The 19,182-nt window shown below is 42.2% G+C and carries 14 protein-coding genes, 2 tRNA genes and 3 rRNA genes; 13 read left to right on the top strand and 6 right to left on the bottom strand.

The features are described from left to right. Positions 1-20: 20 nt before the first annotated feature. A complete protein-coding gene (locus G6053_RS26580) occupies positions 21-422 on the top strand; it encodes an acyl-CoA thioesterase (RefSeq protein WP_104383990.1) in 402 nt (133 codons plus the stop codon). Positions 423-503: 81 nt separating this feature from the next. Here G6053_RS26580 and G6053_RS26575 read toward each other — a convergent pair whose 3' ends face one another. Continuing rightward, positions 504-878 (bottom strand): DUF779 domain-containing protein, encoded by a 375-nt coding sequence (locus G6053_RS26575; RefSeq protein WP_165309109.1) that lies wholly within the window; start codon positions 876-878, stop codon positions 504-506. Between the two features lie 2 nt (positions 879-880). Beyond that, positions 881-2,383, bottom strand: coding sequence for an aldehyde dehydrogenase family protein (locus G6053_RS26570; RefSeq protein ID WP_108635086.1), 1,503 nt, complete (start codon positions 2,381-2,383; stop codon positions 881-883). Positions 2,384-2,582: 199 nt separating this feature from the next. Here G6053_RS26570 and G6053_RS26565 point away from each other — a divergent pair, with 199 nt between their 5' ends. Continuing rightward, positions 2,583-3,494, top strand: coding sequence for an AraC family transcriptional regulator (locus G6053_RS26565; RefSeq protein WP_165309108.1), 912 nt, complete (start codon positions 2,583-2,585; stop codon positions 3,492-3,494). On the opposite strand, the gene smpB is transcribed toward G6053_RS26565, so the two are convergent. Further along, positions 3,491-3,946, bottom strand: coding sequence for an SsrA-binding protein SmpB (smpB, locus tag G6053_RS26560; protein WP_108635088.1), 456 nt, complete (start codon positions 3,944-3,946; stop codon positions 3,491-3,493). The two genes, G6053_RS26565 and smpB, sit on opposite strands and share 4 nt — an antisense overlap. Positions 3,947-4,357: 411 nt before the next feature. Between smpB and G6053_RS26555 the strand changes: the two genes are divergently transcribed. The 5 genes from G6053_RS26555 to G6053_RS26535 are packed head-to-tail and all read left to right on the top strand — an operon-like array spanning position 4,358 to position 8,781. Next, positions 4,358-5,557, top strand: a complete 1,200-nt coding sequence (locus tag G6053_RS26555; RefSeq protein ID WP_108635089.1) for a pyridoxal phosphate-dependent aminotransferase family protein — start codon at positions 4,358-4,360, stop codon at positions 5,555-5,557. Positions 5,558-5,570: 13 nt separating this feature from the next. Then, on the top strand, positions 5,571-6,692 hold the full coding sequence (locus tag G6053_RS26550; protein WP_165309107.1) for a hypothetical protein: 1,122 nt from the start codon (positions 5,571-5,573) through the stop codon (positions 6,690-6,692). Next, a complete protein-coding gene (locus tag G6053_RS26545) occupies positions 6,689-7,681 on the top strand; it encodes an NAD-dependent epimerase/dehydratase family protein (protein ID WP_165309106.1) in 993 nt (330 codons plus the stop codon). The genes G6053_RS26550 and G6053_RS26545 overlap by 4 nt, the downstream gene beginning before the upstream one ends. A gap of 9 nt (positions 7,682-7,690) precedes the next feature. Then, positions 7,691-8,383 carry a CDP-alcohol phosphatidyltransferase family protein gene (locus G6053_RS26540; RefSeq protein WP_108635092.1) on the top strand — a complete coding sequence of 231 codons (693 nt, stop codon included), beginning with the start codon at positions 7,691-7,693 and terminating at the stop codon, positions 8,381-8,383. Between the two features lie 2 nt (positions 8,384-8,385). Then, positions 8,386-8,781: a GtrA family protein gene (locus tag G6053_RS26535; RefSeq protein ID WP_108635093.1), complete on the top strand. Its 396-nt coding sequence runs from the start codon at positions 8,386-8,388 to the stop codon at positions 8,779-8,781. A 585-nt stretch (positions 8,782-9,366) separates the two neighbouring features. On the opposite strand, the gene G6053_RS26530 is transcribed toward G6053_RS26535, so the two are convergent. Continuing rightward, a complete protein-coding gene (locus G6053_RS26530; protein WP_165309105.1) occupies positions 9,367-9,537 on the bottom strand; it encodes a hypothetical protein in 171 nt (56 codons plus the stop codon). Between the two features lie 576 nt (positions 9,538-10,113). On the opposite strand from G6053_RS26530, the gene G6053_RS26525 reads away from it, so the two are divergent. The 6 genes from G6053_RS26525 (at position 10,114) to G6053_RS26500 (ending at position 16,678) form a co-directional block, all read left to right on the top strand. Beyond that, positions 10,114-11,640, top strand: a 16S ribosomal RNA gene (locus G6053_RS26525). Positions 11,641-11,762: 122 nt separating this feature from the next. Then, positions 11,763-11,836, top strand: a tRNA-Ile gene (locus G6053_RS26520). Between the two features lie 97 nt (positions 11,837-11,933). Then, positions 11,934-12,007 (top strand) — tRNA-Ala (locus G6053_RS26515). A gap of 265 nt (positions 12,008-12,272) precedes the next feature. Further along, positions 12,273-15,158, top strand: a 23S ribosomal RNA gene (locus G6053_RS26510). 151 nt (positions 15,159-15,309) lie between these two features. Continuing rightward, positions 15,310-15,421: ribosomal RNA gene (rrf, locus tag G6053_RS26505) — 5S ribosomal RNA — on the top strand. The 16S, 23S and 5S rRNA genes sit together here with 2 tRNA genes alongside, the layout of an rRNA operon. A gap of 315 nt (positions 15,422-15,736) precedes the next feature. Further along, a complete protein-coding gene (locus G6053_RS26500) occupies positions 15,737-16,678 on the top strand; it encodes a TIGR01212 family radical SAM protein (protein WP_165309104.1) in 942 nt (313 codons plus the stop codon). A 136-nt stretch (positions 16,679-16,814) separates the two neighbouring features. Here G6053_RS26500 and G6053_RS26495 read toward each other — a convergent pair whose 3' ends face one another. After that, a complete protein-coding gene (locus tag G6053_RS26495; protein ID WP_108636676.1) occupies positions 16,815-17,282 on the bottom strand; it encodes a nucleoside triphosphate pyrophosphohydrolase family protein in 468 nt (155 codons plus the stop codon). A 106-nt stretch (positions 17,283-17,388) separates the two neighbouring features. Next, positions 17,389-19,038: a pseudouridine synthase gene (locus G6053_RS26490; protein ID WP_165309103.1), complete on the bottom strand. Its 1,650-nt coding sequence runs from the start codon at positions 19,036-19,038 to the stop codon at positions 17,389-17,391. Positions 19,039-19,182 lie beyond the last annotated feature (144 nt).

The raw sequence follows: 19,182 nt of genomic DNA, 5'->3' as shown, positions 1-19,182 counted from the left end.
CCACAAAATTAACACAATAAATGACTTTACAAGAACGTATTGATTTATCGGAAACGCATGTATGTACAACAGTATTTCCTTTTCTGACAAATCATCACGATACCTTATTCGGCGGAAAGGCAATGTCCATTATGGATGAAGTGTCTTTCATGGCGGCTACGAGATTCTGCCGCAAAACTTTAGTAACTGTATCCACTGACCGTATTGATTTCAATAAGGCAATTCCTTCGGGAAGTATTATTGAAGCGATCGCACGTGTCCAAAACGTCGGACGTACCAGTCTCAAGGTGAAAGTTGAAATATTTTTGGAACATATGTATAAAGAAGGACGCGAACTGGCCATAGAAGGTGTTTTTACCTTTGTTGCTTTGGATGAAAATAAGCAGCCAATTCCTGTCTTAGAGGGGCTAGATATAGAATGATCTTCCTAATTTAACTGGGATACTTTTGGTTGCGATGGCAAAGATTTAAAAACGGGTGGAGTAATCCACCCGTTTTTGTGTTTATTCACTACGTTTGACCGGATTAAGTTCTTTTAATTCTTCTTCGGTAAAAAGCCGATAATGTACTTTAAAGGTTTTTCCTAGCGGTGTTTCCAACGAAAAACCACCGGGACCGAAACCTTCCAGCACATCAAGGGTGAAGTGGGCATGTTTCCAGTACTCAAACAAATCCCGGTCTACCCAAAACTCATATCCCTCAACCAATCCGATCATGGCATCATTCATCCGCGGAAAATACCCCCCTTTTTCGAAACATTGAGGTTGAGTACCTTCACAGCAGCCACCTGCCTGATAAAACATCAATGGACCGTGTTGTGCTTCAAGTGTATGAATGAGCTCCTTGGCTTTGTCCGTACTATCTATTCTGTTGGCCATTGTTAAAAGAACCCTAGTTTTTCCTTGCTGTATGAAATTAACATATTTTTTGCCTGCCGATAATGGGCAAGCATCATCTTGTGATTTTCTCTACCAATTCCGGATTGTTTGTATCCTCCGAATGGAGCGCCAGCTGGATAAGAGTGATATTGATTAACCCAAACACGGCCTGCCTGGATGGCGCGTGGAACTTGATAAAGCTGATGTGCATCTCTGGTCCATACACCGGCGCCGAGACCATACATGGTGTCGTTGGCAAGGGCAATAGCCTCTTGCTCATCTTTGAACGTTGTAACAGCCAGGACCGGACCAAAAATTTCCTCCTGGAAAATACGCATCTTATTATTTCCCTTGAATAGCGTTGGTTTGATGTAGTAACCTTCTTCAAAACCTGCACCGACATTATTTTCGTCTCCGCCGGTTAGCACTTCGGCTCCTTCTTGTTTACCCAGTGTGATATAAGACATGATTTTGTCTTTTTGAATTTTGGAAGCTTGGGCGCCCATCATTGTTGTCGGATCCAATGGATCACCAACTTTGATCTGATTGACCCGATCAATGACACGTGCAATAAACTTATCGTAGATATCCTCCTGGATCAATAAGCGCGAGGGGCATGTGCATATTTCTCCCTGATTAAGGGCAAATAAAACAGCACCTTCGATCGCTTTGTCCAAGAATGCATCGTCAGCATCCATGACTGAGCTGAAGAATATGTTTGGGGATTTTCCACCCAATTCCAGTGTTACGGGGATAATATTTTCTGTAGCGTATTGCATGACCAACCGGCCCGTTGCGGTGGAACCTGTAAAGGCTGCCTTCGCAACTTTTGGATTTGTTACCAAGGCCCTGCCCAGTTCGGAACCAAAACCATTGACAATATTTACCACACCGGCAGGTATCAGGTCGCCAATAATTTCCATGAGGACCAGAATTGATGCCGGTGTACTTTCTGCCGGTTTTAAAACAACGGTATTTCCGGCAGCAAGAGCTGGGGCAAGTTTCCATACCGCCATTAAAATTGGGAAATTCCATGGAATGATCTGTGCAATAACGCCTATCGGTTCGTGCACAATCAAGGAAACGGTATTGCTGTCTAATTCGGTTATTGATCCCTCTTCGGCGCGGATTACTCCCGCAAAGTATCTAAAATGATCAATGGCAAGCGGGATATCTGCATTTAGCGTTTCACGTACCGCTTTTCCGTTATCTATGGTTTCTACTGCGGCAATATATTCCAGATTAGCCTCGATGCGGTCTGCAATTTTGTTGAGAATAATGCTGCGTTCGGTTGCCGATGTTTTTCCCCAGGTCTCAAAGGCTTTGGATGCCGTGTCAACTGCCAGATCGAGATCTTCTTTCGTTGAATGCGCGACCTGGGTATATACTTTACCATCCACCGGTGAGATGTTGTCAAAATATTTTCCCTGGATCGGGGCAACAAATTTGCCGCCAATGTAATTGTCGTATCGTTCTTTGAACGATGGTCTTTGAATTGCGCTCATATGATTTATTATTACTTATTTTTAATCCCTTCTTATCAAAGTTAGCCAGCAATTATTCAATACCGTAGCATTATTGAAGCAAAGCATAGCAGCATCGTTGCAGTAAAGCATAGCATATTATTCCAAGATACCCCGAAACAAATGCTTGATTTTTTTTGTTATATTTGATTGATTACCAATTATATTTAGTTGATGCGATATGAAGGATAGGACACTGATTCATACATTGCCATTTTCTCAGGGAAGAGAACTCAGTACGCTGGTGGAAAACCGCCGCGCATTTACATTGGATAGCCTGGAACTGAATATATATGAGACATATCGTGTGTCTGAATATGTACCCCTGCGGTTTGATGACCTGGTCATGATCAATATGATTCAAGGGAAGAAAATTATGCACCTGGATCATATGAAAGCTTTTGACTATCTACCCGGACAGATGATCGTATTGCCAGCCATGGTCGGTATGCATATTGATTTTCCGGAAGCTACACTGGAGCAGCCTACACAGTGTTCGGCGCTCACTATCCGGAAAGAGAAAATAGAAGCAGTATTGGATTATTTAAATGAATTTTATCCAAAGGAACAGTTGGACCGCTGGCATATTGATCCGGAACTTTTTCATCTTTATAATTCCAACGAACTGGCCGAATTGGTTAATAAATTATTTCAGATTATTATAAGCGAAAATCCGCTTAAAGATGTTTTGGCAGATCTTACGTTTAAGGAGCTTACGATTCGATTGCTGCAGTCGCAGTCTCTTATGGCGTTGAAGGTGGGGAAATCGCCTAATAAGGTACTTGTTCATTTACAGGAGTTTATCCGTAGGAATATTACCGAGAAGATATCGATAGAACTATTGGAGAAGGCCGCGCACATGAGCAAGGCCAGTTTGACCAGGATGTTCAATCGGGAACTTGGGCTTAGCCCAATGGAATATGTGATTCAGCAGCGTATTCATAAAGCTAAGCATTTGTTACTCTTGACCCGTAATGTTAAGGAGTCCTGTTTTGGGGCAGGATTCAATGATGTCAATTATTTTGTCCGGCTGTTTAAAAATAGGGTAGGCATCACGCCAGGGGCATTTGTCCTGGCGCAATGGCAAAGTTAGAATTTCATAACGCGATCAAGCTCACGTTTGACATCTCTTTCCTTTATATTTTCCCGTTTATCGAAGTCTTTTTTACCTTGTGCAAGGGCAATTTCAACTTTTGCAAAACCACGTGAGCTGATAAATATGCGCAATGGAACAATTGTAAAACCCCGTTCTTCTCCTTTTTCTTTTAGTTTCTTAAGTTCTTTTTTTGTCAGCAGAAGCTGGCGGTCGCGTTTTGCTTCATGGTTGTAAAATGAACCCATGGAATATTCGGCAATATGCATGTTACGAATGTAAAGCCCATCTTCGAAGAAACTGCAGAAACTATCGTTAATATTTGCTTTTCCCTCCCGTATTGATTTTATTTCTGTGCCTAAAAGTCGAATTCCAGCAACGTATCTGTCCAGTAGATGATACTCAAAAGAAGCTTTTTTATTTTTTATATTGATATCTGAAGATAAAGCCATATATTGTTGTATATTAGTAAGTCTATACCATTGCTAGTGCAATGAACCTAAATGTAACTAATTATAGGATAATTTAAAGTTCGCAAATATAATTATTAAAATTGTCTTATTTTATAGTAGAATTGTGTGGGGAAGATGTTAGGGGAGTATTAAAATAAAATTAACTGTTTTGGGCGGTGTGTTAAAAATATGACTAAATTTAAGTGAAAGTCAGATTATGTTTTCGTATGTTTGCAACGTTTTTTGGAATTATTGTGAATATAGACAACGTAGAATTTCAACTTACATTGTGGATAGAGCAGATTTTTATTCGAAGACAGAGTTTTTTATATAAAAGTCCAATTCGAGAATTTTGTTTGTTACAATAACATCTAAAAGTTAGAAATAGTTTTAGAAATACCTTTTTATCGCATGAGTAAAGGAAAGTTAGGCGAAAAAATATCGCAATTTAAGATTGTAGAGGAGTTAAAAGCTAAAGGCTTATATGCCTATTTTAGGCCTATTCAATCAAAACAAGATACCGAGGTAAAAATCGATGGTAGACGTGTATTGATGTTCGGCTCTAACTCTTATTTAGGGTTAACGACTGATATACGTATTATAAAAGCAGCGCAAGATGCTTTGGAGAAGTATGGTACTGGATGTGCTGGATCGCGTTTCTTAAACGGTACCTTGGATATTCACGTAGAACTGGAAGAAAAACTATCTGCTTATGTAGGTAAAGAGGCCGCGATTCTGTTTAGCACAGGATTCCAATCCAATCTTGGTCCTTTGTCTTGTCTGATGGGACGTAACGATTATATTTTGCTGGATGAACGTGATCACGCATCTATTATTGATGGAAGCCGTTTATCATTTGCGAAAGTGATCAAATACGGTCACAACAATATGGACGATCTGCGCGCTAAATTATCGAGATTGCCTGAAGAAAGTGCAAAACTAATTTGTACGGACGGTATCTTTAGTATGGAAGGTGATATTGTTAACTTACCGGAACTTACTACGATAGCCAATGAGTTTGATGCTGCCGTTATGGTGGACGATGCACATAGCTTGGGTGTTATTGGACACAAAGGCGCTGGTACAGCGTCTCATTTTGGGCTTAATGACGATGTAGATTTGATCATGGGTACGTTTAGTAAATCATTAGCTTCTTTAGGTGGATTCGTAGCGGGCGATGCTGATGTGATTGATTTCTTGAAACACAATGCACGTTCAGTGATGTTTAGTGCGTCAATGACGCCAGCTTCTGTTGCTTCTACATTGAAAGCGTTGGAGATTATTCAAAATGAACCTGAACACATTGAAAAATTATGGAAAAATACGGATTACGCCAAAGCGCAATTATTAGATCATGGTTTTGATCTAGGCGCTACGGAAAGCCCTATTTTGCCAATATTTATTCGTAGCAATGAAAAAACCTTCTGGGTGACTAAAATGCTCCAAGATGATGGTGTATTTGTTAACCCGGTTGTTTCTCCGGCGGTTCCTGCGGAGGAGTCTTTGATTCGTTTTTCATTGATGGCGACACATACTTATGACCAAATCGATGAAGCTATTGAGAAGATGGTTAAAGTATTCAAACAAGCTGAAGTTGAAACATTAATATAAAATCTAATCGTATATGATTCAGATTGTACCCGTTGAAACAAAGAAACAAAAACGGCTGTTTATAGATTTCCCTCATAGCCTCTATGCGGGAAATCCTAATTATGTACCGGCCTTATTTCTTGAACAAAACGATTTGCTTTCCCCTGACAAGCATCCCTTTTACAAACATTCCCAAGCACAACCCTTTCTAGCTTTTCGTAATGATGAGATCGTTGGCCGAATCTGCGCGATTTGGAACAACAACCATAACGCCTTTAATCATGTCAATGAAGGGCAATGGGGTTTTTTTGATTGCATCGATGATCAGGAGGTGGCTAATGCTTTGTTTGAAACTGCTGAAAAATGGGTGAAAGCTAAAGGTGGAGATACCATCGTCGGCCCTATCAATTTGTCAACCAATGATACGGTAGGGCTTTTGGTTGAGGGCTTTGATAGACCACCAGTGGCGATGATGCCCTACAATTCACCCTATTACATGGATTTGATTACCAATGCCGGTTATGGACATAAGGTAGATCTTAGGGCGTATCTGGTCATGGAGCAAACTGCCGATAAGCGCTCTGTAAAGCTTTTGGATAAGTTGGAGGAACGTTTAAAAAGGTCAGGAATTACATTGCGCCAATTTAATGTAAAGGATTTTAAAAACGAAGCTGCCAAGGTTCGTGATATCTATAATAGAGCTTGGGATAAAAATTCAGGATTCGTTCCGATGACGGAAGATGAATTTAACTATACAGCTAAAGATCTGAAGATGATCCTCGATCCACGTTTTGCCATTGTGGCCGAAAAAGACGGGGAGCTCGTTGGTTTTGGCTTAGGTATCCCCGATATCAATCAAATTCTTATCAAAGTGAAGAAAGGCCGTTTACTTCCTACGGGTATTTTTAAGTTGTTGTTCGGAAAGAAAAAAATCAATTTGCTACGGGTATTGATGTTGGGTGTATTGGAAGATTATCGCAAGCTTGGTATTGAAGCTTGTTTGTACGGCCGAATTATTAGAGAATCAAAAGATTCTAATATAAAAGGGGCTGAATGTTCGTGGATGTTGGAGCATAATTATATGATGAACCATGCCATTGAACAAATGAATGGAGAATTGTACAAACGGTATCGTTTGTATCAAAAATCATTATGATAGAAAAAATATTAATCACTGGAGCGAGTGGTTTTGTGGGTTATCATTTGACAAGGGCGGCGAAGGAAGCCGGAATGGAAGTTCATGCTGCCGTTAGAAAGTCGAGTGACGTTTCAGAAATTCGTTCTGTTGTGGATAAATTTGTTTATCCTGATTTCACTGATGAAGCTTCCATCAAAGCTTTATTGGAATCGGAAAACTATACCTATGTCGTACATGCAGCGGCAATGACGCGTGCCAAACGCGAAGAAGATTTAGAAAAGGTCAATGTTGGTTATACCAAAAACTTGGCGTCGGCCTGTTTTTCATTGGAAAACCCAATCCGCAGATTTGTATTTGTAAGTAGTCTTGCAGCCATAGGACCTGTTCCTTATGCATCCAATTTAATTGATGAATGTAATCCCTACTGCCCAGTGACAGCTTATGGTCGAAGCAAAAGCAAGGCGGAACTCGCATTGAGTGAGTTTGAGGGGCAACCGGTGACAATTTTACGGCCTACAGCAGTATATGGTCCCAGAGAGAAAGATATTTTTATTCTTTTCAAGACAATGAACGGTGGAATGGATGCCTATGTCGGAAGATCTCCTCAAAAGCTAAGCTTTATTTATGTGACGGATCTAGTTCAAGCGATTTTAAGCGCTTGCCGTTTTGATCAAGGAGGGAAAAGAGTATACAATCTGAGTGATGGTCAGGTCTATGATAGATATGAAATGGCCAAAATTTTTAAAGAGTTCACGCAGAAGAAAATGATCCGGATGCATATTTCCTTGGGGATTGTCAAAGCAGTGGCTTTAATCTTTGAACGTGTATATAAAAATTCAAAAACAATACCTGTACTATATCCAGAGCGACTGAATGAACTTACAGCAGAAAATTGGGGCTGTGATATTTCATTGGCTCAAAGCCAAATACAATACCAACCTAAATATAATTTGAAAGCGGGCTTAATGGAGGCACTGGCTTGGTATAAAGAAAATAAATGGTTATAATCACAGATAATGAGTGAGTTTAAAATAAATAAAAAGCTTTTTCAAGATCGAAAAAGAACAAATATCCTGAGTGAACCCGAACAAAAGTTGATTACATACCTCGTGCCGAGGGTTCCGAATTGGATTACTTCTGATGGCCTTACGGCGATCGGTTTTTTGGGATCCCTGATGGTTTTAGGGAGTTTTTTACTAGCAGAATATGTTGATATCCGTTATTTACTTTTAGGTATTCCTGGTTTTTTTGTACAATGGTTTGGTGATTCATTGGATGGACGTATTGCATTTTATCGGAATAAATCACGCCGTTGGTATGGATTTGCACTCGATATTGTAATGGATTGGATCAGTACGGTATTTATCGGATTGGGATATGTACTCTATACGACAGGTGATTTTAAATATCTCGGCTTTACGTTGGTCTCCTTATATGGATGGGCGATGATTATATCCCAACTTCGGTATAGAATTACTGATAAGTATACCATAGATGCCGGAATCTTGGGGCCGACAGAAATACGTGTGATTATTTCCTTGGTGATGTTATTGGAGGTATTGATGCCCGGTTCCATTAATTGGTGTGTATTTGTGATTTGCTTGTTGCTTTTTATTATTAATGCAAATGATACACGTCTGTTGTTAAAATTGGGGGATGCGAAGGATAAGGAAGATAAACTGAAAAAACAACAAGAGGAGGCGGGCTAAATATGTCTTCAAGGGTTGTTATTTTTCTAAAAGCACAATTGTCCGCCTTTCTGGGCGGATTGTTTGATTTTGGTGTATATTCTGCCTGTTATAAACTGTTACACATTAGCGCGCCTTTCTCCAATGCAATCAGCGGTAGCCTTGGCGCTGTCGTAAACTTCTTGATCAATCGGTATTGGTCTTTTGGAAGCACGCAAAATTCTGTAGGTAGTCAGTTATGGAAGTTTGTAATTGTTGTCTGTGGCAGTATTCTGCTCAAATCTACTGGCATTCACTTTCTGGTGGACGTATACCATTTTAACTTTTTGTTTTCAAAGCTACTTGTTGAGTTGCTTGTTTCTTTAGGCTTTAATTATACACTTCAGCGTTTCTGGGTCTTTAAAGACGATGGGAAGTAATTTGTTTCCCTTTTCTTCTCGATTGAACGATGCCGTTCAGCTTAATATTGTTTTTTCTGTATAGCTTTTTTGGGGACTTCTAATCCATTTTTAAATTTTAAATTGGTGAAATTGCAATCTGTATTGATAACTCCAGGTTATTTGTAGATCGTTTCAGTGCTATTTTAATTTTGGTTGCCGGCGTTTGCATTTTGGATTATCATCGATAACCATAGCATTAACAGTTATATTCTTTTAAGTAAAGCTAAGGCTATTTGGTTATAATACTAATTGTCCGCTATTGATTATATCTTAGTTTAGCAATAATCTAGATTTAAGTTAGCAATCCATTAGGTATAGTTTAGCTTTTACCTAAACTATACCTAACCAATACCTAAACTAAACCTAAACAAACCCTAACTAAACAATGAATTTATGCTGACCTTGGTTACTTCGCTTTTACATTATATTTCTGCAGTCTCCGCGGTTTGTTTGCGCTTACGCTTTTTATACCTGCCCACCTTCGATCTTTCCAATCCCGGGGTTCTTATTCTAGTATCCCTCATGTTTTCTATTAGCCAGTGCTGTGCTTTTGGTTAAAAACCATTAAGGAGTCAGTACCCCAATCAAAAGAATAAGCGAAAGACGCGTCATTCCCCGCCTTTCTGCTCCAGATTTCTCTCCTGGAGCTGTTTTGCTGACTTCGCATTTATCCTGCTTTGCCAGCTCGGAGGTTTCTGGTTGCACGGGGTAGCAGGCAAGTACCCTGTTAGCCATTCCGACGTTTCACGTATCGTTTCTCCGCTTTGCCTGCCCGTAAGCCTGCCCCCTAAGGCCCTCAGGTCAGCTTTCGATAAAAACAATCCGTCAAGTTTCCAGCGAGTTAGGGGTAAAATGAAATAAATAGGAACAAAAGGCTTGGAAGTTTGTTAATAAACTCCCTATCTTTGCACCACTCCGCAAGGGAGGGACGGTTGCTTCGAAAGAAGGAGCCGATGAAAAAAAGAAGGGTCTGACGGGAGTTAGGCGCGGAAATTGGAAAAAAGAAAAAGAAAAAAAACTTCAAAAGTTTTTTGGAAGTTCGGAAAAAATTTCTACCTTTGCAGTCCCAACGGAAACGGAGGGGAAACAAAAAAGATAAAGAGGGGTGCAATGCCCATCGGAATATAGCGGATACGGAAGTTGAAGCGCAGAAGTTCTTTAAGAAAACACAATCATGTAAGCGTGACGAGTAGACAGACGAAAGTCGAAAGTCATGAACAAATTCAAGAATTGGTTCAATTCGGTCCAAGATCAGAGATATAAAAAAAGAATTCTGATTATGTAAATAGTTGGAATCAAAAACTTCATTTTACAATGGAGAGTTTGATCCTGGCTCAGGATGAACGCTAGCGGCAGGCCTAATACATGCAAGTCGGACGGGATCCATCGGAGAGCTTGCTCAAAGATGGTGAGAGTGGCGCACGGGTGCGTAACGCGTGAGCAACCTACCTCTATCAGGGGGATAGCCTCTCGAAAGAGAGATTAACACCGCATAATATAACTATTCGGCATCGTCTGGTTATTAAATATTTATAGGATAGAGATGGGCTCGCGTGACATTAGCTAGTTGGTAGGTAACGGCTTACCAAGGCGACGATGTCTAGGGGCTCTGAGAGGAGAATCCCCCACACTGGTACTGAGACACGGACCAGACTCCTACGGGAGGCAGCAGTAAGGAATATTGGTCAATGGGCGGAAGCCTGAACCAGCCATGCCGCGTGCAGGATGACTGCCCTATGGGTTGTAAACTGCTTTTGTCCAGGAATAAACCTCTTACGTGTAAGAGCTGAATGTACTGGAAGAATAAGGATCGGCTAACTCCGTGCCAGCAGCCGCGGTAATACGGAGGATCCGAGCGTTATCCGGATTTATTGGGTTTAAAGGGTGCGTAGGCGGCCCATTAAGTCAGGGGTGAAATACGGTGGCTCAACCATCGCAGTGCCTTTGATACTGATGGGCTTGAATCCATTTGAAGTGGGCGGAATAAGACAAGTAGCGGTGAAATGCATAGATATGTCTTAGAACTCCGATTGCGAAGGCAGCTCACTAAGCTGGTATTGACGCTGATGCACGAAAGCGTGGGGATCGAACAGGATTAGATACCCTGGTAGTCCACGCCCTAAACGATGATAACTCGATGTTGGCGATAGACAGCCAGCGTCTTAGCGAAAGCGTTAAGTTATCCACCTGGGGAGTACGCCCGCAAGGGTGAAACTCAAAGGAATTGACGGGGGCCCGCACAAGCGGAGGAGCATGTGGTTTAATTCGATGATACGCGAGGAACCTTACCCGGGCTTGAAAGTTAGTGAAGGATGCAGAGACGCATCCGTCCTTCGGGACACGAAACTAGGTGCTGCATGGCTGTCGTCAGCTCGTGCCGTGAGGTGTTGGGTTAAGTCCCGCAACGAGCGCAACCCCTATGTTTAGTTGCCAGCATGTAGTGGTGGGGACTCTAAACAGACTGCCTGTGCAAACAGTGAGGAAGGTGGGGACGACGTCAAGTCATCATGGCCCTTACGTCCGGGGCTACACACGTGCTACAATGGATGGTACAGCGGGCAGCTACATAGCAATATGATGCTAATCTCTAAAAGCCATTCACAGTTCGGATTGGGGTCTGCAACTCGACCCCATGAAGTTGGATTCGCTAGTAATCGCGTATCAGCAATGACGCGGTGAATACGTTCCCGGGCCTTGTACACACCGCCCGTCAAGCCATGAAAGTTGGGGGTACCTAAAGCATGTGACCGCAAGGAGCGTGTTAGGGTAAAACCGATAATTGGGGCTAAGTCGTAACAAGGTAGCCGTACCGGAAGGTGCGGCTGGAATACCTCCTTTCTAGAGTATCGCGGACCGGTGCTCGTCACGTTACATATGATTGCAAAAGAAGAAAAAACATCAGAAGAAAGTGCCCGCCCCTAATGGAGCGGTCCCTGAGAGAAGAGATGAACAGAATAGCTAGTCCCGTAGCTCAGTTGGTTAGAGCACTACACTGATAATGTAGGGGTCAGCAGTTCAAATCTGCTCGGGACTACTTAAAAGATCTGAGGGATGAGATAGGAGATGGGAGAAACGGTATGGCGACATACAGGATCTCATATCTATAATCTAACATCTCATATCTAAAAAAAGGGGAATTAGCTCAGCTGGCTAGAGCACCTGCCTTGCACGCAGGGGGTCAACGGTTCGAATCCGTTATTCTCCACGTTTTTTGGAAGGAAGTACAGAGAAAGATAACAGGCCATACAGGGTCTAATATCTCAGATCTAATATCTCCTATCTGAGAAAAAGAGTTCTTTGACATATTGAAAGAGAAAAAAAATTACAAGAGAAGACAACAGTATAGAGACAATGCTTGTATGTGTTTGATGTGATGAGGAGACCCTCGGTCAAGGCCGAACGAATCATTACGTAGCATACGGGTATATATATCAAAAGCAGCCGCATAGTGGCAAAAGGCTATGTCGGTGAAGAAAGTAAATAAGGGCACACGGGGGATGCCTAGGCTCTCAGAGGCGAAGAAGGACGTGATAAGCTGCGATAAGCTACGGGGATCGGCAAATGCGACTTGATCCGTAGATTTCCGAATGGGGCAACCTGGCATGTTGAAGACATGTCGTATAAAACGCGAACGCGCTGAACTGAAACATCTAAGTAGGCGTAGGAGAAGAAAATAACAATGATTTCCCAAGTAGTGGCGAGCGAACGGGAAAGAGCCCAAACCGATTATGTTACGGCATAGTCGGGGTTGTAGGACCACGACATTGTACAATGCTATGAACTGGAAGCAGGTGGGAAACTGCGCGACAAGGGTGAGAGCCCCGTACAGGTAAAGAATATTGGCATAGTGGTATCCTGAGTACCGCGGGACCGGAGAAATCCTGTGGGAATCCACCAGCACCATCTGGTAAGGCTAAATACTCCTGAGAGACCGATAGTGAACCAGTACCGTGAGGGAAAGGTGAAAAGAACCCCGAACAGGGGAGTGAAAAGAACCTGAAACCGTGTGCTTACAAGCGGTTGGAGCAGAGAGATTCTGTGACAGCGTGCCTTTTGCATAATGAGCCTACGAGTTACTCTTGTCTGGCAAGGTTAAGTCCTTCAGGGACGCAGCCGAAGCGAAAGCGAGTCTTAATAGGGCGCATAGTCAGATGAGGTAGACGCGAAACCTTGTGATCTACCCTTGGGCAGGTTGAAGTTGCAGTAACATGTAATGGAGGACCGAACCGATAAACGTTGAAAAGTTTCCGGATGACCTGAGGGTAGGGGTGAAAGGCCAATCAAACTGGGAAATAGCTCGTACTCCCCGAAATGTTTTTAGGAACAGCGTCGGCATGGAGTCTGATAGAGGTAGAGCTACCGATTGGGTGCGGGGGAGTCAAATCCTACCAAATCCAGACGAACTCCGAATGCTATCAGATATGGCCGGCAGTGAGGCTTTGGGTGCTAAGGTCCAAGGCCGAGAGGGAAAGAACCCAGACCATCAGCTAAGGTCCCCAAATCCGTTCTAAGTTGAACTAACGAGGTCCGGTTGCCCAGACAGCTAGGATGTTGGCTTGGAAGCAGCCATTCATTTAAAGAGTGCGTAACAGCTCACTAGTCGAGCGGCCGGGCGTGGATAATAAACGGGCATCAAGAACGGTACCGAAGCTATGGATTTGTACTGAAAGATGTACATCTGGTAGGGGAGCATTCCATATGGGGTGAAGATACCTGGTAATGGGTGTTGGACCGTATGGAAAAGCAAATGTAGGCATAAGTAACGATAAGGCGGGTGGGAAACCCGCCCACCGAAAGACCAAGGTTTCCTGATCAACGTTAATCGGATCAGGGTCAGTCGGGACCTAAGGCGCACCCGAATGGGGCAAGCCGATGGACAACTGGTTAATATTCCAGTACTCTTCATAACTGCGATGTGGTGACGGAGTAGTGACACTGCCGCGAACTGACGGAATAGTTCGTTGAAAGGCGTAGGTATTGGGAGTTGTAGGCAAATCCGCAACTCTAGCTGAAACCCCAATAGTACAGCAAAGCTCCGGTGGCGCTGATAGAGCAGGTAAACAGACTTCCAAGAAAACCCGCTAAGCTTCAGGTTATGAAGACCCGTACCGCAAACCGACACAGGTGGTCGAGGAGAGAATCCTAAGGTGCTCGAGTGAGTCATGGCTAAGGAACTCGGCAAAATGGCCCTGTAACTTCGGGAGAAGGGGCGCTGTCTCAGCGATGAGCAGCCGCAGTGAAAAGGCCCAGGCGACTGTTTAACAAAAACATATGGCTTTGCAAAATCGCAAGATGAGGTATAAGGCCTGACACCTGCCCGGTGCTGGAAGGTTAAGAGGGGATGTCATCGCAAGAGAAGCATTGAATCGAAGCCCCAGTAAACGGCGGCCGTAACTATAACGGTCCTAAGGTAGCGAAATTCCTTGTCGGGTAAGTTCCGACCTGCACGAATGGTGTAACGATCTGGGCGCTGTCTCAGCCATGAGCTCGGTGAAATTGTGGTATCGGTGAAGACGCCGATTACCCGCAACGGGACGGAAAGACCCCATGCACCTTCACTATAGCTTAACATTGAGATTGGGTACAGGATGTGTAGGATAGGCGGGAGATGTTGAAGCGGCTTCGCCAGGAGTCGTGGAATCAACCTTGAAATACCGCCCTTTCTGTATCCGGTTTCTAACTCGGTATTTCCGAGGACATTGTTTGGTGGGTAGTTTGACTGGGGTGGTCGCCTCCAAAAAGGTAACGGAGGCTTTCAAAGGTAAGCTCAGTACGCTTGGTAACCGTACGCGGAGTGCAATGGCATAAGCTTGCTTGACTGTGAGACCTACAAGTCGAACAGGGTCGAAAGACGGACATAGTGATCCGGTGGTTCTGTATGGAAGGGCCATCGCTCAAAGGATAAAAGGTACGCTGGGGATAACAGGCTGATCTCCCCCAAGAGCTCATATCGACGGGGAGGTTTGGCACCTCGATGTCGGCTCGTCACATCCTGGGGCTGGAGAAGGTCCCAAGGGTTGGGCTGTTCGCCCATTAAAGTGGCACGCGAGCTGGGTTCAGAACGTCGCGAGACAGTTCGGTCCCTATCTGTTGTGGGCGTTGGAAGTTTGAGTGGATCTGACCTTAGTACGAGAGGACCGGGTTGGACAGACCTCTGGTGAACCTGTTATGCCGCCAGGTGTACGGCAGGGTAGCTACGTCTGGAATAGATAAGCGCTGAAAGCATCTAAGTGCGAAACTAGCCACGAGATGAGACTTCCTTATAGGGTCGTAGGAGATGACTACGTTGATAGGCCATAGGTGTAAAGGTTGAGAGACCAAAGCCAAGTGGTACTAATAGCCCGAAGCTTTCTCAAGCAGACAGACACTGTTGTCTTCCTCTTTAATTTTTGAAACAAAAGAAACGAAACTCTTTCAATGTATATGTCATTTAGACGTGGACATGTATGCGTGCTATGTGGGACCTAACAGGATCCCGGTACTCATATCTCACATCTAAAAAGATTTTTAGGTGCCTATATCGGCGGTGTCTACCTCTTCCCATTCCGAACAGAGCAGTCAAGCCCGCCAGAGCCGATGGTATTGCCGTAACAGGTGGGAGAGTAGGTCGGTGCCTTTTTTTACACGGAAGCCCTTGCTGGAAACAGTCAAGGGCTTCTTTCGTTTAGATCATATCTCCTTTCCAAAAGATTCTAAAGATCAATGGCGCCGCCACAAAGCCACACAGGGATAAGTCTCCGAACTTGTACTATAAAATACGGTTCTGCGGGGTATTGATATAAAGTACTGTACTATTATGTTTTTTATATATTTCCCAAAGAATGATGTAATGGCGCCGCCAAGACGAAAATGACAGAAGAATGGACGATGTTATAGTGCTTTGTTCCTGAGTAATAATCTATTTGTGGTTTTTATTGAGTAACTTTGCGGCGCAATGGGTACATTATTGGATAACGGAATTAAGCCGTATAATCATTACGGCGCTTATTTAAAGCAAAAATATAACGGACAGAAAGTATTTAAAGTGATTGTCGATGGCAATTTCACTTGTCCCAATAGGGATGGCAGCAAAGGCTATGGTGGGTGTACTTACTGTAATGTAGATTCTTTTACGCCCGATACTGCGCGAAAAATTCCTTCTATACGTGAGCAGGTGGAGTCAGGAATTGAACGCGCTCGTAACAGCTATGGCGCAGAAAAATTTATTATTTATTTCCAACCCAATACCAATACGTACGCACCAACACATCTGCTGAAAATGATGTACGATGAGGCTTTAAGCATAGATCCCGACAATACACTAGGTCTTTCTGTGGGTACACGTCCAGATTGTTTGGACTTTGAAAAAATTGCTTTGTTGGAATCTTATACCGATCGTTATGATGTAGATTTGGAAATGGGAATGGAATCGATTTATAATGACACCTTGGAAAGGATCAACAGAGGTTGCTCACACGATGAATTCATTAAGGCTATGGATATGTTAAAGGATACACCTTTGGAGCTTTGTGTGCATACTATTTTCGGATTTCCATGGGAGACGGAGGAGATGATGTTAAAATACGCTGATGAGATTAACCGGTTTCCACAAATTAAGTTCGTGAAACTGCATCATTTACATATTGTCGAAGGTTCAATTATGGGCGTAAAATATAAGCGTGAACCTTTTGAATTGTTCTCTATAGAAGGTTATACAGACTTTCTTTCAAAATTTATTCCACGTTTGCGTTCTGATTTGATTATCCAACGTATTTTTGGTATCGCAGACAAAGAGCTATTGATAGCGCCAAATTGGGGATTACCCAAATCGGGTATTCAGACTTATATTGATAAAGGTCTGGAAGCTCGGAAAGTCCTGCAGGGTAGTCTCTGTTAACTTTATGAATAGGACTTCAGATTGAAAAGATTGTTCATTTCTACAATTATATAAGACTAATAGAATTGATATAGTATAAATAAATACGGCTTCCTTTTGGAAGCCGTATTTATTTTATGTTGTACTGTAAGTCAAATTATCCTTCGACAATGGTCTTTAGATCTGCTGGAGAATAATTAATCGACTTGAGTGTTTTATTGTCAGCTGTTCTAAAGACTAAAAATTTTCCGTCAACTTCTTTGTAGTGTGATTCTACTCCTTTAAGTTTGTAATGCGCTTGCGTAGCGATAGCTTCTGCTTCGTCTTTACATGCTTTACTCATATTGGAGCGTTGTACTTCATCAAAAAGCGCTGAAAATTTATCTTTTAAACCAAATTCAAGAACAGCTCCAGCGAGGACGTACTGAATGTCACATAAGGCGTCGGCAATTTCCACAAGATCTTTATCCTGGATAGCTTCCTCTAGTTCTTTTAATTCCTCAGCTATCAAAGAAACCCGCAGGGCACATCTTTGTTCAGAAGGAATCGTTGGTGTATCCAAGATCGGATGTTGGAATGTTTTATGGAATTCCGCTACGGATGAAAGTGTTTTTGGATCAGTCATATTCTTTTAATTTTTTGTACTCTCTTTTTATCAGGTGCAAATATAAAAAATAAAGGACGGTTAACTGAATGACCGTCCTTTATTTTATTTTTCAAATGAGATTTGATTAGATCAAGTGTTTCAATTGAACAATCTCTCTTTCTTCTAAATATCTCCAGCGTCCGCGTGGTAAATCTTTTTTCGTCAGGTTAGCATAAACCACACGATCCAACTTCACAATTTCATAACCAAGAGATTCAAAAATACGGCGTACAATACGATTTTTACCGGAGTGGATCTGAATACCTATTTCTCTTTTGGAACCTCCTTGTACATAGCTTAAATCATCAGGTTTGATAACACCATCTTCCAATTCAATACCAAAATTAATTTTGTTAAAATCTCCTTGAGTAAGGCTTTTGTTAAGCTCTACATTGTATATTTTGCTGATGCTGTTACGTGGATGGGAGAGTTTCTCAGCAAGGTTACCATCGTTTGTCATCAAAAGGAGTCCGGTTGTATTTCTATCGAGACGACCAACTGGATAAATTCGTTCTTTAGTAGCTTTAGAGACAAGTTCCATGACTGTATGACGCTCTTGGGGATCATCCGTAGTGGTAATATAATCTTTCGGTTTATTAAGTAAAACATAAACCATTTTCTCACGTTTTAAACGTTCGTTGTTGTAACGGATTTCGTCCGTTGCTGGATCAACTTTAGTCCCTAATTCAGAAACCGGTTCACCGTTTACCCAAATTACTCCTGCAGCGATCAATTCGTCCGCTTTACGTCTCGAACAGATACCGGCATTGGCGATATAACGGTTTAAGCGAATCAAGCCATCATCTTCTGTTGAAGTTTCGGCTTTCTTTTTTGGACGTTTAATATATTGTTTCTCGTCGAAATTTTTGTTTTCATCAAAGTTTCTGCTTCTATCCCCATCGAATTTTCTGTTAGATGGTTTATCAAAGCTTCTGCTGCGATTGTTTGATGAACGGTCATCCTTATCGAAACGCTTGAATGAATCTCTTTTCTCAAAAGAGCCTTCTTTTCTGTCAAAAGATCTTGATGAATCATTTCTGTCGGAGCGTTTGAAACTATCTCTTTTATCAAATGAACCTTCTTTTCTGTCGAAAGATCTTGATGAATCATTTCTGTCAGAGCGTTTGAAACTATCTCTTTTATCAAATGAACCTTCTTTTCTGTCGAAAGATCTTGATGAATCATTTCTGTCAGCACGTTTGAAACTATCTCTTTTATCAAATGAACCTTCTTTTCTGTCGAAAGATCTCGAAGAATCATTTCTATCGGAACGCTTGAAGCTATCTCTTTTATCAAATGAACCCTCTCTTCTGTCAAATGATCTTGATGAATCATTTCTGTCGGAGCGTTTGAAATTGTCTTTCTTGTCAAAAGAACGCTCGGATTTATCAAATTTGTTGAAGGAATCTCTTTTGTCGAAAGATCTTGACGAATCATTTTTATCAAATGAGCGGGCTCCTTTGCTGAAAGGTTTGTCTGAATTATCTTTTGAACGGAAGGAATTACTTTCTCCTCTATAGGAAGGTTTGTCTGCGTATTTATTAGATCCGAATGATCTGTTTTCACGGTTATCATCTTTTCTGAAAGAACCTCTTTCAGATTGATCCTTTGAACCAAAGGACGATTTTTTACCGAAACTATTGTTTTTGTCGCCTCTAGATTTGAAGCTATCTGAGTTGCCCCGTGACTTTCTGGAGTTGTCATCACGACTGTTCCTTTTATTGCTGAATGGCATTGTGTTTTGCTAAAATGTGAACTGCAAAGTTAGGTATAATTTTGGGTTTTGCGAAAAAATCCTTATCTTTTTGTCTTTTCTTGCATTCAGGTGATTTGGATGCGAAAAAATACTCTTTAAAATAGTCAAAACGTAACTATTTGT

Origin of the sequence: Sphingobacterium sp. DR205 (assembly GCF_011064245.1) — a bacterium.
GTDB lineage: Bacteria > Bacteroidota > Bacteroidia > Sphingobacteriales > Sphingobacteriaceae > Sphingobacterium > Sphingobacterium athyrii.
Note: the sequence above shows the minus strand (reverse complement) of the source record. Positions and strands in the feature narration are given on the sequence as shown.